This is a genomic window from Kribbella speibonae (assembly GCF_004331375.1).
GTDB lineage: Bacteria > Actinomycetota > Actinomycetes > Propionibacteriales > Kribbellaceae > Kribbella > Kribbella sindirgiensis.
This window is the reverse complement of sequence record NZ_SJKC01000003.1, coordinates 386,032-406,210: the sequence shown is the minus strand read 5'-3', so window position 1 is coordinate 406,210 and position 20,179 is coordinate 386,032. Positions and strand designations below refer to the sequence as shown.

Genomic DNA, 20,179 nt, shown 5'->3' with positions numbered 1-20,179 from the left:
AGTCGCCCGCCGGCCAGGTGGGCGACCACGATCGGTAGTCATAACGGGGACCCGCCATGGTGATCGACAAGCTGCTGCAAGAACCGGATCCAACGACGCGAGGGCGGCATCGGCTGCGCGGGCCGAGCCACGAGACGGTGTTCCGCCCGCTGCTTCAGGCGCTGGCGGGCGGATCGGATCCGGTCCCGCACGCAGCCGCGGCGGGGCGGCGGTTGGCAGAGCGCGAGGTTCCGTTGACGGCGGCCCTCGACGTACTGCGGAAAACGTATTCGGCGGCCGGCGAGGAGCCGTCGTTCGAGGCGATCCGGGCGTTGTGCCAGAGCTGGACCGAGTGCACGCTCACGTACCTGCACGCCTCCTCCTGCGAGGACGCCGGCACCGGACTCGCCACCACGCCGCACCTGCGGACCAGGCTGACCGAGCTCTACCGGATCGCCGAGCGCCACGGGTGGTACCTCCCCGACACCCACACCCTGGTGATCACCGAGCCGGTGACGGCCCATCCCTGCGACTCCCAGCTGGCCAACCTCGGCGGCGCGCTCGGGACCGTGTTCCGCGAGCCCGAGGTCATCGCCCGCCTGGGCGCCGCCCGCGTCGCCACGATCGTCCGCGTGGACGACCATTTCGCCGAGCACGTCGGCACGCTGCGCTCGATGATCGGCTACTGGCCCGACGACGCCCAGCCCGGTACGGCGGGAACACCGCGCACCAAGATCTGGTCCGAACGCCTGCCGACGCTCTCCGACTGGTCGGACAGCTTCGTCAACGATCTCGCGCTGGCCTGAGCTATCGCACGAGACGGGAGTAGTACGCGCGGGCGTCTGGGGTGCGGCCGGTGCCGAAGACGCGGAGGGCCTCCGCCAGGTCGGGGTGGTCCTGCTCGAGGAGGTGGGCGGCGGCTTCGAGTTCGGCGGCCGACGCCACGGCCCGCAGTACGTCCTGGATCACCGTCACCGGATCCCCCGCCTGCTGCGGCCAGGCAGGCGCACTGCCGGCGGCGGGCGGGGCCTCGGTCGTCACCATGGTCAGCGTGGAACGTTCGGCCGCCCGTACGTCGGCGAGCCGGCGCGACTGCTCCTCCGGCGGGAGCTCGTCCCACGTGGCGTCGCCGACCATGGCTTCCAGGTGCAGCAGCCGGGAGAGCACCGCGGGACTGCTGATCTTCGACCGATGACCGGACATCAGCTGCGACAGCATCGGCGCCGAGAGTCCCAGTACTCCGGCGAGTTGCGCCTGCGAGAGCCCGAGGCGCGCCAGCAGCCGGCCGAACCGGTCGCCGAGCGGTTCGCCGTACCACTCGATCTGCCGCTCGACGTTGCGGGTGTGCGCGTCGGTCACTGTTCCTCCGAGGGCTTTGCGGTTGCAAATCACAAATGCAAACGCTAGGGTCAATCTCGTTCTGATCTGCAAACACTGGGAGTTAGCAATGATACGCCGCGCTGCACTGCTGACCGTAGTCGGGCTCGCCATCGCGTTAACGTCTGCAAACGCAGCCGCGACCCCGGCCGCCGACCCGTACTCGCCGGTGATGGTCGTGCTGGACTCGTCCGGGTCGATGAAGGCGCGGGACGCCGGCGGCCCGGGGACCCGGATGGACGCCGCCAAGCGCGCCGTCTCCTCGATGGTCGACGGGCTTCCGGCCCAGGCCCGGGTCGGGCTCACCGTCTACGGAGCAGGCACCGGATCGGCAGGGTCCGAGAAGACCGCCGGCTGCCGCGACGTGCAGGTGGTCCAGCCGGTCGGCGCGGTGAACAAGCCGGCGCTCAAGGCCGCGGTGAACCGGGCCCAGGCGCGCGGCTACACCCCGATCGGCCAGTCGTTGCGGACCGCCGCGGCGCAACTTCCCGCGGAAGGGCAGCGCTCGATCGTGCTGGTCTCCGACGGCGAGGACACCTGCGCACCGCCGCAGCCGTGCGAGGTCGCGAAAGAGCTGCACCGGCAGGGCATCGACCTGCACGTTCACACCATCGGCTTCCGGGTCGGCGCCGCCGCCCGCGCGCAGCTCGCCTGTATCGCGCAGACCACCGGCGGCACGTACCACGACGCCGATGACGCCGGCACGCTGACCGGCGTGCTCGGACGCGTCACCGAGAAGGCGCTGCGACACTACGAACCGATCGGCAAGCCGGTCGCCGGGACGAACGACCCGACGACGGCGCCGCTGGTCGCGCCCGGGCAGTACGTCGACACCCTCAACTCGCAGGAAGAACGCTTCTACACAGTCGATCTGAAGGACGGCGAGACGCTGTACTTCGCCGGTACCGCGATCTTCCCGCGCGGCAACGTCCGCGACGTCGAAGCGCTGGACATCCGCATCACCGGCCCGGGCGGCGCCGACTGCAACAAGCGCGAACGGCAACTCAACACCCGCGCCAAGGCCGACGGCGGGAGCCTGAGCACCGTGCTGCGCTGGGACGAACTGGCGGACGGCACCAGCCAGAGCAGGACCTGTGACGAAGCGGGCCGCTACACACTGCGGCTCACGCGCGACAACAAGGGCACCGACCGCGTGCCGGTCGAGCTGCTGGTCCGGGTCGAGCCGCCGGTCACCGGCGGGAAGGGCGATCCTGAGCAGGCCGCGCGCGTCGAGTTCGCGGGACAGCCGGCCGGCGCCGGTCTGGCGGTCCGCGGCGGCGGGTCGTTCAACGAGGCCACCACGCTGGCCGGTCCCGGCCGGTACGCCGAGACGGTGTACTACGGCGAGCAACTGTTCTACCGGGTCAAGCTGGACTGGGGTCAGGGGCTCGCGTACCGGATCACGTACGGCGGGGTGCCTGACGGGGAGACCGTCAACGTCGCAACGTCGCTGTTCAACCCGGTGCGGGACGAGATCGACAGCGACACCACGGCGTACACCGGGAACACGATGACGCTGCCGTCCAACGGCAAGCCGATTGCGACGACGCGCGTGATGTACCTGAACCGCGAGGGCGGCGCCGCCGACATCCGGAAGATGGGCGTCGACGGCTGGTACTACATCATGGTCAAGCTCGGTGCGGCCGACGGAGCGGGCGGCGTACCGGTCAAGATCGACCTGGCGGTCGCGGGGACCAAGGTCAACGGACCCGAGTACAACGCGGTGGGCAGCACGCCCGAGGCGACGCCGAGCGAAACGCCCACCAGTTCGCCGTCCTCCTCGCCGGAGAACGGCTCCGGGACAGCGAGCGGTCCGATCGACGGTACGGCGACCTCGGACGACTCCAGCTCCGCGCTTCCTTGGGTGATCGGAGGGGCCGCCGGACTGCTCGCGGTGGCGGGCGTCGCGATCGCCCTGATCCTGCGCAACCGCCGCCCACTCAACTGATCTTCACCCACTCCTAATTCGTCTTCACCCACAGGTAGGACGATCCTTGCTGACGGCACTCAACCCGAGTGCCGTCAGCAGCCTTCTCAACCGAACCTGCCACCTGCCACCCGCACGGTTGCCCGGCCCGAATCTGCGGATCCGCAGACCGTGTCGCAGAACTCGCAGGCGTCGCGGTCTCGGATACTCCCGTGCCAAGCGGCGACGCCGAAGTCCCCGGTGGCAAAGGCGATTCCCCCAGCGGATCGAACACCGCCAGCACCGCCGCACTCCCGCCCCCAACCACCGCAACCATCACAGCCGCGGCAACAACAACCGCAGTACGCCGCCCGCCCTTCCGACGCTCGGGGGCTTGCTCGGGTAGGTGGTCGAAGACCTCGATGACTTCGCCGTCGGGGGTGTGGGCGGGGACCACGAGCGGCTCCGCCAGCGACGGGGCGAGGGCGGCGAGCGCTTCGGCTGCGGATTCTGGGCGTGTGGCGGGATCGGCGCGGGTGAGATCGGTGACGACGTCCCAGATCGGGTCGGTAGCGTCCGATGGCCGTGTCGGCAGGGATCCGCGTTCGGGTGGCTCGGCGCCGGTGAGCAGCTGCCACGCGGTCACGCCGGCGGCGTACAGGTCCTGCCGCGGCGAGGGCGCGGCCCCGGCGAGTACTTCGGGAGCGAGATAACCCGGCGTGCCGACGACCGTCCCGTGAACCGTCAGCCTCGGCTCCCCCATCGCGATCGCAATCCCGAAGTCGCTCAGCCGGAGCATCGGTCGCTCGGTACCTGTCGTCTCGAGCAACAGGTTCGCGGGCTTCACGTCGCGGTGCAGAACCCCGGCGGTGTGGATCTTGTCGAGCGCCCCGAGCAGCTGACTCAACAGCTCGGCGGCGAGCCGCGGCGGGAGCGGTCCGAAATCCGCCACAAGGTTGTCCACCGAACCGCCGCCGACGAGGTCCATCGCCAGCAACGCCATGTCGTCGTCGGCCGCCCAGCCGTACGGCGAGAGCACGTTCGGGTGATCCAGCCGACGGCCCTGCTCGCGGACGAAACGCAGCAGCGCACCGGCATCCCGCTGCCGCAGTACCTTGGCCGCACACAGCCGCTCCTGCCGACGGTCCCAGGCCCGCCACACCGTCCCTGCTCCACCGACCCCGATCGGGTCGAGGAGCTCGAACCGTCCGGCGAACACATCCGGCACCCCGTGGACCTCCTAGTACGTCGCAGCTCGACGCACACCGTAATCCATCACGGTCTTCTGAGAACGAAGCACCGGTAGTAGCTAGCGACCCCGAGGAACGTCTCGTCCTGCCCACGCCCGGTCTCCGTCATCCCGAGCGACTCCAAGATCCGCACAGAGGCCTGGTTCGCATCCACCGCCTCGGCCCAGATCTCCTGAAGCCCCAGTACGCCGAACCCGTACTCGACCCCGAGCCGCGCAACGATCCCGCCCAACCCACGTCCCCAACGCCCGGAAGGCCCGACGACATAACCCAGCTCCCGGCGCTCCGGCTCCGCTCCGAACAGATCGACGTACCCGATCACGTCGTCACCAGCGACTGCCGCCTGCCGGAGAAGGTCCGGCTTCGGCCGCTCGACCAGCGCCCGCCAGTGCGCCTCGAGCGCGGCGTCCGGAAGATCCACCGTCCACCCGGCATGCTCGCAGAACCGCCGATCACGTCCCCACGACACATAAGTCGCCACATCCGCCGACTCGAGCGGACGCAGAAACACCTGACTGTGCAGAAGGTTCACACGGCGATCCTCACCCGGCCAGGGGTCTCGAGGTCGTGCCGGATCAGAACGACGCCGTACACGACGAGCCAGACGACCCACATCAGCCATCCGAGGAGACCGAGCAGGCCGAGGACGCCACCGTTGCCGATCACCCAGTAGGCGAGCGTGGCCGAGCTGAACTGCAACACGGCGGCGACCAACCCGAGGACGCCGTGCCATGGAGGGATCAGGCCGGTACGCCGGCCGCCGATGGACAGACCGACGAGGGCGAGCGCCAGAAAGGTTCCGTTGAGCGTGAACAGCGCATCGTGCAACGCCCAGAGAGCCGTGGTCGCCGAACGGTCGTGCGAGGCAGTCGAGGTGAGGGCGAGGCGGGTGGCGACGACTCCGGCGAAGGTGACGTTCTGAAGGACCAGGCCGGTGAGCCCTGCCAATGACCACGCCTCGCGACGCTCGCGCTCGAGGCGCCACAGCGCGGCGAGCGCACCGGCGCCGAACAAGGTGGCCAGGATCCAGGCGGCGGGGGTGAGCGCGGAGCCGATGCCGACAGCGAGGCGCTCGGTGGCGAAGAACGCGGTGACCTCGCCGATGTCGGCGCCGGTGAGTGGCAGACCGGCAGGGATCATGATCACGTTGGCGAGCACGATCAGGGCGGCGAAGGCGATCGCGGCGAGGCCGCCGATCCGGGTGAAGGCCGGAGCAGCCAATTTAGATTTACTAGTCATATATTGATTATAGGTCGCGTTAATTTGGAGCGAGACGAAGGTTATGGACGCAGAGCAGAGCAGGCGGCGCTACGACTCGCTGCGCCGGACGACGCAGGCGATGGAGACGCGGGCCGAGATCGCCCGCGCGGCCCGTCGGCTCTTCGACTCCCGGGGCTGGGCGGACACGACCGTGCGCGAGGTGGCGCGTGAGGCCGGAGTCTCCGTGCCCACGGTCTATGCGGCGTACGGCAACAAGGTCGGGCTGACCCGGGCGGTCGCCGAGTCGGCCGATCTGGCCGCCGACGCACCGCAGATGGTCGCCGAGCTCGAGGCCGCGGCGGCGGACCCCGCGCGCCAGCTCACGGCGATGGCCGCCTACGACCGGCGGCTGTTCGAGCGCGCCGGCGACGTCATCCTGATGATTCGCGAGGGCGGCCGCAGCGAACCCGACCTCGCCACGACCTACAGCGACGGCCGCACCCGCGGCGACGAAACCCGGATCCAGGTCTTCTCGTCCTGGCCGTCCGGCACCCTGCGCACCGGCCTGGACCTACGGACCGCCGTCGATGTCTACGCGGCGATCTGCAACATCGACGTCTACACCACCCTCACCACCGAACGCGGCTGGACCCCCGACCGCATCGAGGAATGGTGGGGGCAGGCACTGGCCCGCGAACTCCTGAGCGGAACGCGCTGAGCCACCGAATCATCTTGCCTCGGGCAACTGCCGGGTCCCGGGCCGCAGGTCGTACGAACTCTGGACAATCCGTACGCCGACCTGTGTACTCGGCAAGTTGGCGCTGAGGAGGTGACGATGACAGCCATCAAACTGGAGTCGGTGTCCAAGGTGTACGGCGGACATCATCTTGCCGTCGACAACGTCTCACTGGAGATCGCCGACGGCGAATTCATGGTGTTGCTCGGACCGTCCGGGTGCGGCAAAACCACGATGCTCCGGATGATTGCCGGTCTGGAGGAGCTGACCGGCGGAGAATTGTGGCTCGATCGCACTCCGGCCGCAGATCTGACGCCCAAGGACCGTGGAGTCGCGTTCGTCTTCCAGAGCGGCGCGCTGTACCCGAACCGGACGGCCCGCGAGAACATCATGTTCCCGCTCCGGATGGCGGGCGAAGAGCCGGCCGCAGCGAGTACGAAAGCCGCCGGGCTGGCGAAGATCCTGCGCATCGTCCCGACCCTCGACCGGCTGCCGCGCACCCTGTCGGGCGGCCAGCGGCAGCGCGTCGCCATCGGCCGCGCGATCGTCCGGCAGCCGCGGATCTTCCTGATGGACGAGCCGCTGTCGAACCTGGACGCGACCATGCGCACGGAGTTGCGTCAGGAGATCGGGGCGATGGTCCGCGATCTCAAGGTGACCACGGTCTACGTGACCCACGACCAGGTCGAGGCGCTCACGCTCGCGGACCGGATCGCGATCATGCGCGACGGCCGGATCGAGGATGTCGGGACGCCCGCGCAGATCTACAACGACCCGGCCACCGCCTTCGTCGCCGGATTCCTCGGTACGCCGCGGATCAACCTGCTGTCCGCGACCGTCCGGGTCACCGCACGGCACCGGGTGAGCCTCGACTTCGGGGCCCAGACCCTCCCGTTGCCGCCGACCGACCGCCGGTCCCTGATCCTGAGCCGGCACGACGGCGCCCGCGTGATCGTCGGCGCCCGCTCGGACGCCATCACACCGGCCGCCGACGGCGACGACACGGACCAACTGTCCGGAACGCTGCGAGCCCTCGAGTTCCACGGCAACCAGTGGATCGCCTTCATCCATTGCGGTATCGAAGTACTCAACCCCGACTTCGTCGGACCGGCCCCGACCACGTCCCCGTCGCTGGTCGAACGTCCGCGGATCCGGCACGCCGCCGCCCACGGATCAGCCCTGAGCACGATGGCCAAATCCGTCTTCCGCCGCTCCACTACACCGCCCGCCGTCGAACCGGACGACTCCCCGACACACCGCCGGGCCGACCTCGTCCTCGAGGTAGCCGCCGACACCAGCCTCACCACCGGCGGCAAGATCCACCTGACCGTCGACACCTCCCGCCTGCACATCTTCGACCCCCACGGCCAACGCATCGACCGCGTCACCCGGTAACCCGGCAGCGCCGGGAAGGTGTGGACCGTCGCTGTGGTAGATCACTGACTGTGATCAGAAGACTCCTGCGCGGCCGTCGTCTCGTGATCGCCATCGTCGTCGCACTTGGCGCGGTCGCGGGCGGAGGGTTCCTGATCGGGCGCCCGGTGTGGAACGCGCGGTGTGCTGCGGGCTTCGGCGAGATCCCGTCGAAGGAGCTGGGGCAGTTCCGCTCGGTCCCGGTCGCCCAGGTGAACGTCGACGACTTCCCGGAGGAGTACCGGAAGAACGCCCGCACAGCTCTCGAGGTCGCGAAGAGTCCCGTCGCCCCGCTGGGCGCGGCCCGCGGCGCCGTCGTCGTACCGCATAGCTACGGCGTCGCCGGCGCGCAGCTGGCCGGCTCCGAGGACGGCAACGTCAGGCTCGTGATCGGCGCCGGCGGTCTGAAAGGAACGGCAACGTCCGGCGGCGTCGTGCAGGTCGACGGCGAGACCGGCCGCCCTGCCTGGGGACGCCGCCAGGCAGGGTACGCACTCGGTGGCGGCGGCCTGAGTGACCAGTTCCTGCTGTCGCAGATTCCCAACGACAGGGCGCCCCGCGTCGCGGCGGTGAACACGAGCAACGGAGACCTCGCCTGGTGCACGAAACTCGGCAAGGACGTCGAGACCGGCTGGCGGCCGACGTTCGTCTCAGTGGCCAAGGGCGACGCGCTCTTCACCGTCCGCGGCAGTGATTCAGGGGACTCGGCGGATCAGGAGGTGCGGTTGTCGCGGCTCGATACCGCGTCAGGCGAGGTGAGCTGGGACGTACCGGTCAAAGGCGTCACCCAGGCCGATTCCCTGCACCTGCTGGGCGATCGAGTGTTGCTGAGTCCGTTGCGCGCCGACATGGACGACCAGGACAGGGCGGCAATCCTCACGCAGGATCGCGACCAGCCGGTCAGGGATCGCGGCGCGCTGGTCGCCCGGTCGGTCGCGGACGGTTCGGCCAGTTGGTCGTACCGCGGGCCGGACGAGCGGCCGTGGATCAGCAACGTCGTCGGCACCGGCAAGGACGTCGCGGTGGTGATCTCCCGCCGACCGGTCAAGGACGGCGACAAAGCATGGTCGACCGAGACCTGGATGGTCGGCCTCGACCGGACCGGCAAGCAGCTGTGGAAGGCCGACTTCAAGGACCGGTACGACTACGACCTGTCCCGCTTCTTCCTCGTGACCGGTGATCTCGTGGTGTCGCAAGAGCAGGACCCGTCGCAGATGGTGGCGCGAGACCTGGCCACTGGCGAGGTGCGCTGGCGGACTCCACTCCGGAGCGGTGGCCCGCAGCTGAAATCGAGCACTGCCGGCGTCCTCGGACACAGCCTGCTCGCCGCCTCCTACGCCGGCGGGCTGGTCGCCGTCGACCTCCGGACCGGTGCCCTCAGCAACCCCCTACCCGGCGAGAACTTCGGGCCGGTCGACGGCCTCGCCGTCGACGGCCGAACCGTCACGATCGACGTCAACGGCCTCTTCCTCACCTTCGACCGAGTGTTCTGAAGTCAGCTGATGCCCTTGAGGAGTTGGCGGGCCATGACGATTCGTTGGACCTGGTTGGTGCCTTCGTAGATTTGGGTGATCTTGGCGTCGCGCATCATGCGTTCGACCGGGTAGTCGTGGGTGTAGCCGTAGCCGCCGAGGAGTTGGACGGCGTCGGTGGTGACGGCCATCGCGACGTCGGAGGCGAAGCACTTGGCGGCGGCGCCGAAGTACGTCAGGTCGGAGTCACCGCGCTCGGAGCGCGCGGCCGCGGCGTAGGTGAGCTGGCGGGCCGCCTCGATCTTCATGCCCATGTCCGCGAGCATGAACTGCAGGCCCTGGAACTCGGCGATCGCCTTGCCGAACTGCTTGCGCTCCTTCATGTATCCGAGCGCGTAGTCGAGGGCGCCCTGCGCGATCCCGAGCGCCTGCGCGGCGATCGTCACGCGGGTGTGGTCGAGGGTCGCCATCGCGGTGCCGAAGCCCGTGCCCGGATCGCCGATCAGCCGCGCTGCGGGGATCCGGACGTTGTCGAAGTACACCTCGCGGGTCGGCGAGCCCTTGATCCCGAGCTTCTTCTCCGGGGCGCCGAACGAGACGCCCTCGTCGGACTTCTCCACCACGAAGGCGGAGATCCCCTTCGAGCGGGCGTCCGGATCCGTCACCGCGAAGACCGTGTAGAAGTCGCTGACGCCGGCGTTGGTGATCCAGCGCTTCACGCCGTTCAGCACGTACGAGTCGCCGTCGAGCACCGCGCGGGTCTTCATCGAGACCGCGTCCGAACCGGCCTCCGGCTCGGACAGGCAGTACGAGAACATCGAGTCGCCCGCCGCGACCGGCGGCAGGTAGCGCTGCTTCACCTCGTCGGACGCGGACAGCAGCAGCGGCAGTGAGCCGAGCTTGTTGACGGCCGGGATCAGCGAGGTCGAGGCGCACGCGCGAGCGACCTCCTCGATCACGATCACCGTGGCGAGCGCGTCCGCCCCGGCGCCGCCGTACTGCTCCGGGATGTGCGGCGCGTGGAAGTCCGAGGCCTTCAGCGCGTCGTACGACGCCTTCGGGAACTCGGCCAGCTCGTCCACGTCCCCGGCGTGCGGGGCGACCTTGGCGTCGCAGACGTCGCGAACGGCCTCGCGGATCGCCTGGTGCTCCTCGGACAGCGCGTACAGCTCGAATGAGTTACTCACGAGTCACACAGTACGACGAACCAGCCGTCCGGGGAGGGCGTCGTACCCCGAAAGTGACCAAGTACGCACAGGCCGGACATGAGCCGATAACCGGCTGATAACCACGATGGGTAGAGTCCCGGACATGAGTGAAGCGACCTCCCGCCCCCTGCGGATCGCCGTGATCGGCACCGGCTACCTCGGCTGCAACACCTCCGCCGGGATGGCCGAATTCGGTTTCGACGTGATCGGGGTCGAGATCGACGAACACCGGCTGAAGCTGCTGAACGACGGCAAGGCCCCGCTGTACGAACCCGGGCTGGACCCGCTGCTGAAGAAGCATGTGGACTCCGGCCGGCTGCGGTTCACCAGCGACTACACCGAGATCGCCGACTGGGCCGACGTGCACTTCATCTGCGCCGGCACCCCGCAGCTCGAGGGCAGCGAGGCGGCCGACCTGTCCCAGGTGTACTCCGTCGTCGACATGCTCGCTCCGCTGCTCACCAAGCCGACCCTGGTGGTGGGCCGGTCCACGGTCCCGGTCGGTACGTCGAAGGCGGTCGAGGAGCGCCTGCACCGCCAGGCCCCGGCCGGGTCGGCGGTCGAGGTCGCCTGGCAGCCCGAGTTCCTGCGCGAGGCGCACGGTGTGGAGGACACGCTGCACCCGGACCGCCTGGTGTTCGGCGTCCAGTCCGCGGCCGCGGAGGCCCGGCTGCGCGAGGTGTTCGCCACCCCGATCGACGAGGGTTCACCGGTGGTCGTGTGCAACCTGCCGACCGCGGAGCTGGTCAAGGGCGGCGCGAACGCGTTCCTGGCCACGAAGATCTCGTTCATCAACGCGCTCGCCGAGATGGCCGACGCGACCGGCGCGGACGTCACGCAACTGGCCGACGCGCTTGGGTACGACAAGCGGATCGGCCGCGGCATGCTGAACGCCGGCCCTGGGTACGGCGGCGGCTGCCTGCCGAAGGACCTGCGCGCGTTCATGCACCGGGCCGGTGAGCTCGGCGTCGAGGAGGTCATCACGTTCCTGCGCGAGGTCGACGACATCAACCAGCACCGCCGCGCGCGGATCGTTGACCTGACCCACGAGATGCTCGGCGGCCAGTGGATCGGCAAGAACGTCACCGTGCTCGGCGCCGCGTTCAAGGCCGGTACGGACGACGTTCGCGACTCGCCCGCGCTGGACGTCGCCGGGCGGGTCCAGCTGCACGGCGCGAACGTCACCGTGTTCGACCCGGAGGCGATGGAGAACGCCCGCAAGGTCCGCCCGACCCTGCGCTACGCGCCCACAGCGATCGAGGCGTGCCGCGAGGCGCACGCCGTACTGCACCTGACCGAGTGGCCCGAGTTCCGCCAGCTCGACCCGGTCGCGCTCAAGGACGTCGTCTCCAACCCGGTCGTCATCGACGCCCGTCTCAACCTCGACGCTCCCGCGTGGCGCGCCGCGGGCTGGACCTACCGCGCGCCGGGCAGGCCCTAAGCGACGGTGGCCGAGCGCAGCACCGGGCGCGTCAGTACGACGCACCCGGTGATGGCGGCTGCCACCGAGATGCCCAGGCAGACGCCGGTGATGCCGATGCCGCTCACGTCGGAGAGGCTGCCGAGCACTGGGTTCGCGACCATGATCGCGAGGCTCTGGCAGAGCACGACGATCGACTGCAGGCGGGACTGGAACTCACGCTCCACCGAGTTCATCAGCAGCGGCAGCACGTGACCGGTGAACGTGCCGACGCCGATCCCGCTCAGCACCCCGGCGGCGATCGTCAACGGCACCGGCTCCAGCACCGACAGGCCGAGCAGTCCGGCGGCCGCCACCAGAAGTCCGAGTGCGGCGAAGACGCCCGGCCGGGGAAACGCGCCGCGCATCAGGATGCGTAAGGCGATCACCCCCACGCCCAGGCTCCGGCTGGCGACGAGGAGACCGGCCGTCGTGGCGTCCCACCCGTGGTCGCGGGCGAGCAGCGGGAACAGCAGCGCGTCGAGCGGCATCAGCAAACTTGCCGCGATCGTCATCGTGATCAGCAGCGCCCGGGTGAGCGGGCGGCCGAACGCGACCCGGATCCCGGCGCCGATCGAGCGGAGGATGCCGGACGGCATCCGGCCGGGAGGCGCGATCGTCTTCCGCAGCAGGATCAGGACGATGATCATCACGCCGAAGGTCAAGGCGTCGAAACCGGCGGCCGCGGTGAGTCCGGCCCAGCTCACCAGGACGCCGCCGACCGCCGTACCGGTGACGGCGAAGACGACGCCGGTCACCTGAAAGCTCGCGAGCGCCCGCGGCACCTGCGCCGGGGGCACCAGCAGGCGCGGCATGGACCGTGACGACGGCAGGAAGAACGCGTCGATCGTCCCGACCACCAGGGCCAGGACCACCAGCAGCCACACGGGTTCGCCGACAGCCATCGTGGCCGGGACGAGGGCGGCGGTGGTCAGGAACATCGCCGTACAGCTCACCAGCAGCACGCGCGGGGCGCCGTACTTGTCGCCGATCGCGCCACCGACCAGCAGCAGCACGGCCCGCGGTGCGGCGGCGAGCAGCAGGATCAGGCCGGCGACACCGCCGCCATGACGTGTGGCGGACCAGCCGATGGCGAACGTCATCGTCAGATCACCGAGGAGGGACACGACAGCGCCGAACAGCCAGATCCAATAGCGGACCGGAATGCGCTGCGTGTCCGAGTCAGTGGGCGGAGTCACGATCGACGACCTTAGACGACATCCAATGGGAACTCATGACTACCCGCCCCGTCCTGTGGAAAACCACTCACTGCCTCAGCCTTTACGCAGCTCTGCCGCCCCATCACGCACCGTAGCCCCCTTGGCCCGTGCCGCCTCCGCAAGAGTTTCCTGGAACGCGACCATCCGGTCCCGCAACTTGTCGTCGGACGCAGCCAGGATCCGCACCGCGAGCAACCCGGCATTACGAGCGTTCCCAATTGAGACGGTCGCAACCGGCACACCGGCCGGCATCTGCACGATCGACAGCAGCGAGTCCATCCCGTCGAGGTATTTCAGCGGCACCGGGACGCCGATCACCGGCAGCGGGGTCACGGACGCGAGCATCCCGGGCAGGTGCGCGGCCCCGCCGGCGCCGGCGATCAGCACCTTCAGGCCCCGCTCGTGTGCTGACCGTCCGTAGTCGATCATCTCGGCCGGCATCCGGTGCGCCGACACCACATCTGCCTCAAAGGGCACGTCGAACTCGGCGCACACCTCGGCCGCGGCCTTCATCGTCGGCCAGTCGCTGTCCGACCCCATCACGATCCCGATCACTGCTGTTTTCCTATTCGTCGATGGTGCCGGTCAGATACGCAGCCGCATGCCGCGCGCGTTCACGGGTCTGCTCGAGATCGTCGCCGTACGCCGTGACGTGGCCGACCTTGCGGCCCGGCTTCACCGACTTCCCGTAGAAGTGGACCTTCAGGCCCGGGTCGCGCGCCATGCAGTGCAGCAGGCCGCGGTGCATGTCCTCGACGTCGCCGCCGAGCACGTTGACCATGACGGTGTACGGCGCTCGCGCGGCCGGTGAGCCGAGTGGGAGGTCGAGCACCGCCCGCAGGTGGTTCTCGAACTGGGACGTGACCGCGCCGTCGATCGTCCAGTGCCCGGTGTTGTGCGGGCGCATCGCGAGCTCGTTGACCAGCAGCCGCCCGTCCCGCGCCTCGAACATCTCGACCGCGAGGACGCCGACCACGCCGAGCTCGCCGGCGATCCGCAGCGCCGTCTGCTGCGCCTGAGCGGCCCGCTCCGGCGCCAGGTCGGGCGCGGGCGCGGTCACCTCGACGCAGATGCCGTCCCGCTGCACCGACTCGACGATCGGGTACGCGACCGCCTGCCCGTGCGGCGAGCGCGCCACGATCGCGGACAGTTCGCGGACGAAGTCCACCTTCTCCTCGGCCAGGATCGGTACGCCGCTGCCGAACGCGGTCGCGATCTGCGGGTCCTCAGGACCGTCGACGAACCACACGCCCTTGCCGTCGTACCCGCCGCGGGTGGTCTTCAGGATGATCGGGAAACCGCCGACCCGCTTGGCGAAGTCCGCGACCTCGGCGGGCGTCGCGACCACCTGATGCGCGGGCGCCGGCGCGTCGAAGGTGTCCAGCCGGGCGCGCATCACGGCCTTGTCCTGGGCGTGCACCAGCGCGTCCGGGCCGGGGTGGACCATCACACCGTCCGCCTCGAGCGCATGCAGCAGGTCCGTCGGCACGTGCTCGTGGTCGAACGTCACCACGTCGCACTCGGCCGCGAACCGCCGTACCGTCTCTGGGTCCTTGTAGTCGCCGACGGGGGCGTCCGCGACGGCCTGCGCGGCCGACACCGTCTCGCCCTCGGCGAGCACCCGGAGCTGGATTCCGAGGGCGACGGCCGTCTCCTGGGTCATCCGGGCCAGCTGCCCGCCGCCGACCATGCCGACCACCGGGGTACCGACAGGGAGATCCTTACGATCGAACTTCACAGCGGTGAGCCTAATGTCCATACATCATGGCCCGTACGGCGGCCGTCGCGGCGCGCGGGCGATTTCGGAGTCGGACCGGTCGCCGGGTACCGTGGGAAGCTGCCCTCCCCGTCGCGGTGTGATCACAGAAGGTTCCGAAGACCGTTGAAGCTCGTCACCACGCTGTACCGCCAGTTCCAGCACCTGGTGCACGAAGTCGCCAAGTTCGGAGTGGTCGGTCTGCTCGGTCTGGTCGGCGACCTGCCGATCTACAACTGGCTGGTCTTCAGCAACCCGCTGGTGCTCGCCGACTCGGGGGTCGGCATGCTGCACCACAAGCCGCTGACCGCGAAGCTGATCTCGACCACGGTCGCCACGATCGTGACGTACTTCGGCAACCGCTACTGGACGTGGCGGCACCGGGAGCGCTCCGGCCTGCACCGTGAGTACGTGCTGTTCTTCGTGCTGAACGGCATCGGCCTGCTGATCGCGGCCGGCTGCCTGGCCTTCTCGCGGTACGTCCTGGACCTGCACAGCTGGCTGTCCGACAACATCGCCGCGAACTTCATCGGCCTCGGCCTGGGCACCCTGTTCCGCTTCTGGTCCTATCGCAAGTTCGTCTTCAGAGAAGAACTCGCCCTCGAAGAAGCCGAACACACCCCGACCCCGGACTCGCCCGCCGAGCTCGACGGGGAGTCGACCGGAGACCTGCCCGCGGTCCGCTGACCCGGCTGGTCGATGACTTCCCCTACACCGCGGCTCCGTCCCGCAGTTGTCGTCAGCGTCATTCTGGCGGTGCTGCTGGTGGGCACGGCTGTCGCCGGGACCGTGGCCGTCGTCGTCGTGCGGGACGACGCGAAGACGCAACTCAAACGCGCCGACGACCTGCAGCGCAAGGTCGACGAGGCCGGGCCGGGCGAGCAGGTACGCAAGGACGTTCTCGCGGCCGCGCAGGCCGATGTCACCGTCCTCTTCAGCTATGACTACCGAAAGCTCGACGACTACGCCGCGGCGACACGGAAGGTCACGACCGAGAAGTTCGGTGCCGAGTTCGCGAAGACGGTGGCCGCGATCCGTCCGCAGCAGCTCAGCCAGCAGGCCGTGGCCAAGGCCGAAGTCGTGGACGGCGCGGTCAAGGATGCGACCGCGGCCACCGCGCACGTCCTCCTGTTCGTCGACACCACCACGACGACGAAAGGTGCTTCGACGCCGAGCGTCCAGCGAACCAGGGTGCAGCTCACGCTCCAGTCGGTAGCCGGCCAATGGCTCGTGGACGGCGTCGAAGCAGTCTGAGTTCGTTACTCTCCGAACGGCGGTTTCCAGGTGGCGTTGCCGTCGGTCAAGTGGAAGTAGACCGGGTCGGTGAAGGTGCTGGGGACCTTGCCGAAGGACTGGATGACGGTGGTCGCGCCGGTGGCGTGGCCCATGGCGTACATGTAGCCCGTGTGGGTGTCCCGGTCGATGCCGAGCACTACTGAGCCGTACTGGCCGCACTGCTGCGCGATCAACGTCTCGAAGCCCTGCCAGGTCTTACTGCGAACCAGCTTGACGATCGGCTTCATCGGCGCCGTGGCCGGGATGTGGATCGTGTACAGCGCACCGCCGCGGGTGTTCGCGAGGAACGTGTCGTAGGTCTTGGTCGAGCTGATCAGCGCCATCGACTTCACCGCGGCGAATCCGGGCGCGGACACCCTGCTCCGCCACGCACCCTTGCTGTCGATGGTCCAGCGGAACAGCGTGCCGTCGTTGCGGAGTCCGTACATGTTGTAGCGGAGCACCTTGTCGTAGTACAGCCCCTCGTTGAGCGCGACGAAGCTCCCCCAGCCGCCGCCGATCCGCTTGATTCCGCCCTCGATGACGCCGTCCTCACCGGTCGAGTAGCCGGCGTGGTACAGCGCATCCCCCAGCACGCTGTAGCCGCTGGCGAAGGCGATGCTGATCCCGTCGTCGCCCCGCGAGATCGACGAGCTGAACCGAACCGCACCATCCGGGTACACGTCTCGCCCCAGGATGCGGCCGGCCGGGACCTGCGGCGGCGACGCCGCGATGACGCCCCCTTCGCGGTGGTCGCCGCCGGCCGTCACGGACCCCACCGCCACCCCGCAGCCCCCTGCCGACGGCGCGGTCGGCGTCGCTGCCGCGGGTCCCGGGATGATCACCCCAGCCGCCACGAGTAGGGCCGCTGCTGTCGTTCCCAGTGGTTTGAGCATTGGTACCACCCCCTATCTGCCTTGATGGTCGATCAGGCGCTCTGGTTGTCGGTAGGGCGTGTGAAGATGCGGTGGTGACTGACTTCGAGGTGCGGGTAGCGCGGGCGGATGAGCATGATGTGGCCTCGGCGGTGTTCGGTGAGGCGATGATGTTCGACGCGACGCCGAGTGAGCTCGGGCGGCAGTTGTTCGAGCCGGAGCGGGCGCTGATGGCGACCGACGACGGGCAGGTCATCGGGACGACCAGGGCGCTGACGCGGGACCTCTCGGTGCCCGGTGGGGTGGTCGACGCGGCCCATGTGACCGGCGTCGGCGTGCGGGCGACGTACCGGCGGCGCGGTGTCATGTCCGCGCTGATCGGGCGGCAGCTGCGGGAGGTGCCGGAGGCGATCGCGGTGCTGTGGGCGAGCGAGCCGGCCATCTACGGGCGGTTCGGGTACGGCGCGGCCGCGTGGGGCACGAACTACGAGATCGACCTGCGCCGCGTCGGTCCGACCAACGACCGGATCCGTCCGGGCGCGCTCGGCGTACTGACCGTGGACGAGGCGCTCAAGGAGCTTCCGACGGTACTGCGGCGCGCGCAGGAGCAACGCCCCGGTGTGTCCGGGCGGTCGGAGCTGCGGTGGCAGGGTCATCTGGAGGACAAGCCGGACGACCGCAACGGGCGGACCGCGCGACAGATCCTGGTGCATCGCGACGAGGCCGGCACCATCACCGGGTACGCGCTCTGGCGCGGCAAGATGAACTGGGTCCCGACCGGCCCGGCGAACGAGGTCCTCGTCGAGGAACTCGTCGCGCCGGACCCCACGGCGTACCGCGTGCTGTGGCAGCACCTGCTGACGATGGATCTGAGCGCGAAGCTCGGCTACGGGTACGCCGCCGTGGACGAGCCGCTGCAGCAACTCGTCAGCACACCGACCGCCCTCGAACGCCGCGTCGGCGAGTCCCTGTGGGTGCGCGTCACCGACGTACCGCGGGCGCTGCAGCAGCGGCAGTACGCCGTACCGGTCGACGTCGTCCTCGACGTCACCGACGACCTGATCGAGGCGAACACCGGCCGCTTCCGCCTGACCGCCGACGGGTCGTCAGTCACCTGCGCACGCACCGACGACCCCGCCGACCTCAGCCTGCCGATCGGCACCCTCGGCGCGACCTACCTCGGCGGCCGCCCACTGACCGAGTTCGCCCCGACAGGCCGCGTCACCGAACACACCCCCGGCACCCTGACCCGCACAACCGTCGCCTTCACCTGGCCGATCGCACCGGTGAGCCTGGAGATCTTCTAGCCGTCCTCAACGGCCACGGTCTCGAGGCGTACGCCAGTGCTCCCCCGGCGTACCGTGGCGGACCTGCTGATGCCCGTGCACACGTCGGCCGTCGGACAGCGTGGCCGGCGCTCCAATCGACGCGGCTCCTGCAGCCGCACGGTCGGTCCATCCGGTGCCGGGCACCCAGGCAGCCGACGGACCGCGGCGAGACTGCAGCGCCGGGTCGACAAGCTGCGCGACGAAAGCCTCTGCCTCGCCGGCATCGGTCAGGCCGGCGACCGAGGCTGTGCTCTTGGCGAGGCGCTTGTACTCCGCCGTCCAATCTGCTGGGATCTGGAACCGCTCGAACGGCTCTAGGCCGCTCAGCCTGCGCTTGGTGTCGATCGCGACCTGCAGCTCGTTGAGGTCGATCTGCTGGGTTTGCGCGATCACAACCAGATCGACCAGATCCTTGACACGGCTACTCGGCTTCCCGCCCGGGTAGTTGGTCGCCATCGTGGCGCACACCTTGTCTGCCACCTGGTCGACGACGGGGTAAAGCCGATAAGGCCGAGTCACCAGCGGCCGACCCAGCTGGAGTCGGTTGGCGGGCTCCACGATCTCAGGCTGCCCGACCGGCGCCGGGCCGACGACGAGGTCGACCGGCACGTCTCCGATCCTCCGACCGGTCTCGGCGTCGAAGCAGCTGAACACCAGTCGGCGGGTCGCCACGCCTGGCTGGTTGTCGCCGAGCCCTGTCGGCCGTCGCGCGGAGAGCCGGAAGGTCAGGTGGTCGCCCATATCGACGTCCACACAAAGCTTGAGCGCATTCTCAGCTTCGTCGAGATCATCCGCGGACGACGCCAGGTCAACGTCCTTCGTGGCTCGAGTTCTCGGCACACGCGCCAGCATGCTGACGCCACCTTTCAGCAGCCAGCCGGAGTCCGCGCCCGCCGCGAACACCCGGGTCAGGAACCGATCGAAGTACGCTTGCCGGATCAAGGCGTCGACATCGGTGGCCGCTCCCGTCTCGACCGCCTTCTTCGCTGCGTCCTTGATCGCCCGCGAGAGCGACTGCCAGTCCCCGTAGGGTTGCTTCTCAGCCATGCGCCCAGCCTTCAGGGCTGACGCCGGACAACTCGACGAGGTCGCCGGCCAGGGAGATGCCGTCGCCGAGCCGACGCGCAGCGGCGACCGGTTCGAGGTAGGCCACCAGGTCCCGAGGAGACAGCAGCTTCCCCTGCAGTACGGCATCGCGAAGTGTGTCGGCGACCAAGGACCGGTCGATGTGCTGCTCCAGAAGATCGGCGATCGTGCGCTCGACGGTGAGCGTCGGCACGCCCTCCACCGGAACCACCTCGTCCTGGGTCAGTTTCCGGACTCGCAGTCGCACGCCGGGCAGCCTGGTCGACTTCCTCGCCGGGACGATGAAGTCGAGACCGTCGGGCAGGAAGTCCCCGATCCCGTGCAGCAGTGTCGCTGTGACACCGGCAGCCACGACCGGCGCCACACCGTCGCTTGTCCGGGGACCCGTCCCGCCGAGTGCCAGCCAGGTCGCGTAGGTGGTCTGATGCTCGAGCTCAGGCGAGCCGGGCATCCGGTAGACGCCTTGCAAGACTCGCTCGAGGACTCCGGTGGCGGTCAGTCGAGAGAGTTGCTTACGAGAGACGCCAACTTCCTCGGCCTGGGCAGTCGTCAGCAGACCCCAACGCTGTTCAGCGACGGCGCCAAGCTTCGCGAGAGTCACCCCAGCCACTCAACGATTGTACCCCGAAATGGGTACAA

At 69.2% G+C, this 20,179-nt stretch carries 20 protein-coding genes; 9 read left to right on the top strand and 11 right to left on the bottom strand.

The genetic code is table 11. The features are described from left to right. Positions 1-56 precede the first annotated feature (56 nt). Complete coding sequence (locus E0H92_RS23195) at positions 57-785, top strand: hypothetical protein (RefSeq protein WP_131497699.1); 729 nt, start codon at positions 57-59, stop codon at positions 783-785. Position 786: 1 nt separating this feature from the next. On the opposite strand, the gene E0H92_RS23190 is transcribed toward E0H92_RS23195, so the two are convergent. Then, on the bottom strand, positions 787-1,338 hold the full coding sequence (locus E0H92_RS23190; RefSeq protein WP_131460200.1) for a helix-turn-helix domain-containing protein: 552 nt from the start codon (positions 1,336-1,338) through the stop codon (positions 787-789). Positions 1,339-1,426: 88 nt separating this feature from the next. Here E0H92_RS23190 and E0H92_RS23185 point away from each other — a divergent pair, with 88 nt between their 5' ends. After that, on the top strand, positions 1,427-3,304 hold the full coding sequence (locus tag E0H92_RS23185; RefSeq protein ID WP_131497698.1) for a vWA domain-containing protein: 1,878 nt from the start codon (positions 1,427-1,429) through the stop codon (positions 3,302-3,304). 13 nt (positions 3,305-3,317) lie between these two features. Here the strand turns inward: E0H92_RS23185 and E0H92_RS23180 are convergent, their stop codons facing one another. The 3 genes from E0H92_RS23180 to E0H92_RS23170 are packed head-to-tail and all read right to left on the bottom strand — an operon-like array spanning position 3,318 to position 5,751. Continuing rightward, positions 3,318-4,490 (bottom strand): serine/threonine-protein kinase, encoded by a 1,173-nt coding sequence (locus E0H92_RS23180; RefSeq protein WP_131497697.1) that lies wholly within the window; start codon positions 4,488-4,490, stop codon positions 3,318-3,320. Between the two features lie 47 nt (positions 4,491-4,537). After that, positions 4,538-5,044, bottom strand: a complete 507-nt coding sequence (locus E0H92_RS23175; protein WP_165549928.1) for a GNAT family N-acetyltransferase — start codon at positions 5,042-5,044, stop codon at positions 4,538-4,540. Then, the gene (locus E0H92_RS23170; RefSeq protein ID WP_202873781.1) at positions 5,041-5,751 is read right to left on the bottom strand and encodes a hypothetical protein; all 711 of its coding nucleotides are present in this window, start codon (positions 5,749-5,751) and stop codon (positions 5,041-5,043) included. Before E0H92_RS23170 ends, E0H92_RS23175 begins: the two co-directional genes overlap by 4 nt. Positions 5,752-5,794: 43 nt before the next feature. Between E0H92_RS23170 and E0H92_RS23165 the strand changes: the two genes are divergently transcribed. From E0H92_RS23165 to E0H92_RS23155, 3 genes are all read left to right on the top strand, one after another. Continuing rightward, positions 5,795-6,430, top strand: a complete 636-nt coding sequence (locus tag E0H92_RS23165) for a TetR/AcrR family transcriptional regulator (protein ID WP_131460203.1) — start codon at positions 5,795-5,797, stop codon at positions 6,428-6,430. Between the two features lie 117 nt (positions 6,431-6,547). Further along, entirely contained in the window at positions 6,548-7,843 is a 1,296-nt protein-coding gene (locus E0H92_RS23160; protein ID WP_165549927.1) for an ABC transporter ATP-binding protein, read from the top strand. Positions 7,844-7,893: 50 nt separating this feature from the next. Further along, a complete protein-coding gene (locus tag E0H92_RS23155; RefSeq protein WP_131497695.1) occupies positions 7,894-9,354 on the top strand; it encodes an outer membrane protein assembly factor BamB family protein in 1,461 nt (486 codons plus the stop codon). Between the two features lie 2 nt (positions 9,355-9,356). Here E0H92_RS23155 and E0H92_RS23150 read toward each other — a convergent pair whose 3' ends face one another. Next, positions 9,357-10,520 (bottom strand): acyl-CoA dehydrogenase family protein, encoded by a 1,164-nt coding sequence (locus E0H92_RS23150; RefSeq protein WP_131497694.1) that lies wholly within the window; start codon positions 10,518-10,520, stop codon positions 9,357-9,359. Positions 10,521-10,644: 124 nt separating this feature from the next. Here E0H92_RS23150 and E0H92_RS23145 point away from each other — a divergent pair, with 124 nt between their 5' ends. After that, on the top strand, positions 10,645-11,982 hold the full coding sequence (locus E0H92_RS23145) for a UDP-glucose dehydrogenase family protein (protein ID WP_202873780.1): 1,338 nt from the start codon (positions 10,645-10,647) through the stop codon (positions 11,980-11,982). Here E0H92_RS23145 and E0H92_RS23140 read toward each other — a convergent pair. From E0H92_RS23140 to E0H92_RS23130, 3 genes are all read right to left on the bottom strand, one after another. Next, a complete protein-coding gene (locus E0H92_RS23140; protein WP_131460206.1) occupies positions 11,979-13,199 on the bottom strand; it encodes an MFS transporter in 1,221 nt (406 codons plus the stop codon). The two genes, E0H92_RS23145 and E0H92_RS23140, sit on opposite strands and share 4 nt — an antisense overlap. A 75-nt stretch (positions 13,200-13,274) precedes the next feature. Beyond that, positions 13,275-13,760: a 5-(carboxyamino)imidazole ribonucleotide mutase gene (gene purE, locus E0H92_RS23135; protein WP_131460932.1), complete on the bottom strand. Its 486-nt coding sequence runs from the start codon at positions 13,758-13,760 to the stop codon at positions 13,275-13,277. A 25-nt stretch (positions 13,761-13,785) separates the two neighbouring features. After that, positions 13,786-14,958: a 5-(carboxyamino)imidazole ribonucleotide synthase gene (locus E0H92_RS23130; RefSeq protein WP_238152514.1), complete on the bottom strand. Its 1,173-nt coding sequence runs from the start codon at positions 14,956-14,958 to the stop codon at positions 13,786-13,788. Positions 14,959-15,102: 144 nt separating this feature from the next. On the opposite strand from E0H92_RS23130, the gene E0H92_RS23125 reads away from it, so the two are divergent. Beyond that, positions 15,103-15,663, top strand: a complete 561-nt coding sequence (locus tag E0H92_RS23125) for a GtrA family protein (protein ID WP_131497693.1) — start codon at positions 15,103-15,105, stop codon at positions 15,661-15,663. 12 nt (positions 15,664-15,675) lie between these two features. After that, positions 15,676-16,230 carry a hypothetical protein gene (locus tag E0H92_RS23120; RefSeq protein WP_131497692.1) on the top strand — a complete coding sequence of 185 codons (555 nt, stop codon included), beginning with the start codon at positions 15,676-15,678 and terminating at the stop codon, positions 16,228-16,230. 5 nt (positions 16,231-16,235) lie between these two features. Here E0H92_RS23120 and E0H92_RS23115 read toward each other — a convergent pair whose 3' ends face one another. Next, positions 16,236-17,147 carry a hypothetical protein gene (locus tag E0H92_RS23115; RefSeq protein WP_131460210.1) on the bottom strand — a complete coding sequence of 304 codons (912 nt, stop codon included), beginning with the start codon at positions 17,145-17,147 and terminating at the stop codon, positions 16,236-16,238. A gap of 74 nt (positions 17,148-17,221) precedes the next feature. Here E0H92_RS23115 and E0H92_RS23110 point away from each other — a divergent pair, with 74 nt between their 5' ends. Then, positions 17,222-18,433 (top strand): GNAT family N-acetyltransferase, encoded by a 1,212-nt coding sequence (locus E0H92_RS23110; RefSeq protein WP_131497691.1) that lies wholly within the window; start codon positions 17,222-17,224, stop codon positions 18,431-18,433. 6 nt (positions 18,434-18,439) lie between these two features. Here the strand turns inward: E0H92_RS23110 and E0H92_RS23105 are convergent, their stop codons facing one another. Both E0H92_RS23105 and E0H92_RS23100 read right to left on the bottom strand, forming a co-directional pair. After that, on the bottom strand, positions 18,440-19,501 hold the full coding sequence (locus E0H92_RS23105; protein WP_131497690.1) for a nucleotidyl transferase AbiEii/AbiGii toxin family protein: 1,062 nt from the start codon (positions 19,499-19,501) through the stop codon (positions 18,440-18,442). Next, positions 19,494-20,150 carry a type IV toxin-antitoxin system AbiEi family antitoxin domain-containing protein gene (locus tag E0H92_RS23100; protein ID WP_131497689.1) on the bottom strand — a complete coding sequence of 219 codons (657 nt, stop codon included), beginning with the start codon at positions 20,148-20,150 and terminating at the stop codon, positions 19,494-19,496. Before E0H92_RS23100 ends, E0H92_RS23105 begins: the two co-directional genes overlap by 8 nt. Positions 20,151-20,179 lie beyond the last annotated feature (29 nt).

Bases quoted from the DNA above. Each gene is read 5' to 3' on its own strand.
- E0H92_RS23120 (WP_131497692.1), top strand. From the start codon at position 15,676: ATGACTTCCCCTACACCGCGGCTCCGTCCCGCAGTTGTCGTCAGCGTC.
- E0H92_RS23160 (WP_165549927.1), top strand. From the start codon at position 6,548: ATGACAGCCATCAAACTGGAGTCGGTGTCCAAGGTGTACGGCGGACAT.
- E0H92_RS23105 (WP_131497690.1), bottom strand. From the start codon at position 19,501: ATGGCTGAGAAGCAACCCTACGGGGACTGGCAGTCGCTCTCGCGGGCG.
- E0H92_RS23115 (WP_131460210.1), bottom strand. From the start codon at position 17,147: ATGCTCAAACCACTGGGAACGACAGCAGCGGCCCTACTCGTGGCGGCT.
- E0H92_RS23170 (WP_202873781.1), bottom strand. From the start codon at position 5,751: ATGACTAGTAAATCTAAATTGGCTGCTCCGGCCTTCACCCGGATCGGC.
- E0H92_RS23195 (WP_131497699.1), top strand. From the start codon at position 57: ATGGTGATCGACAAGCTGCTGCAAGAACCGGATCCAACGACGCGAGGG.
- E0H92_RS23165 (WP_131460203.1), top strand. From the start codon at position 5,795: ATGGACGCAGAGCAGAGCAGGCGGCGCTACGACTCGCTGCGCCGGACG.
- E0H92_RS23145 (WP_202873780.1), top strand. From the start codon at position 10,645: ATGAGTGAAGCGACCTCCCGCCCCCTGCGGATCGCCGTGATCGGCACC.
- E0H92_RS23185 (WP_131497698.1), top strand. From the start codon at position 1,427: ATGATACGCCGCGCTGCACTGCTGACCGTAGTCGGGCTCGCCATCGCG.
- purE (WP_131460932.1), bottom strand. From the start codon at position 13,760: ATGGGGTCGGACAGCGACTGGCCGACGATGAAGGCCGCGGCCGAGGTG.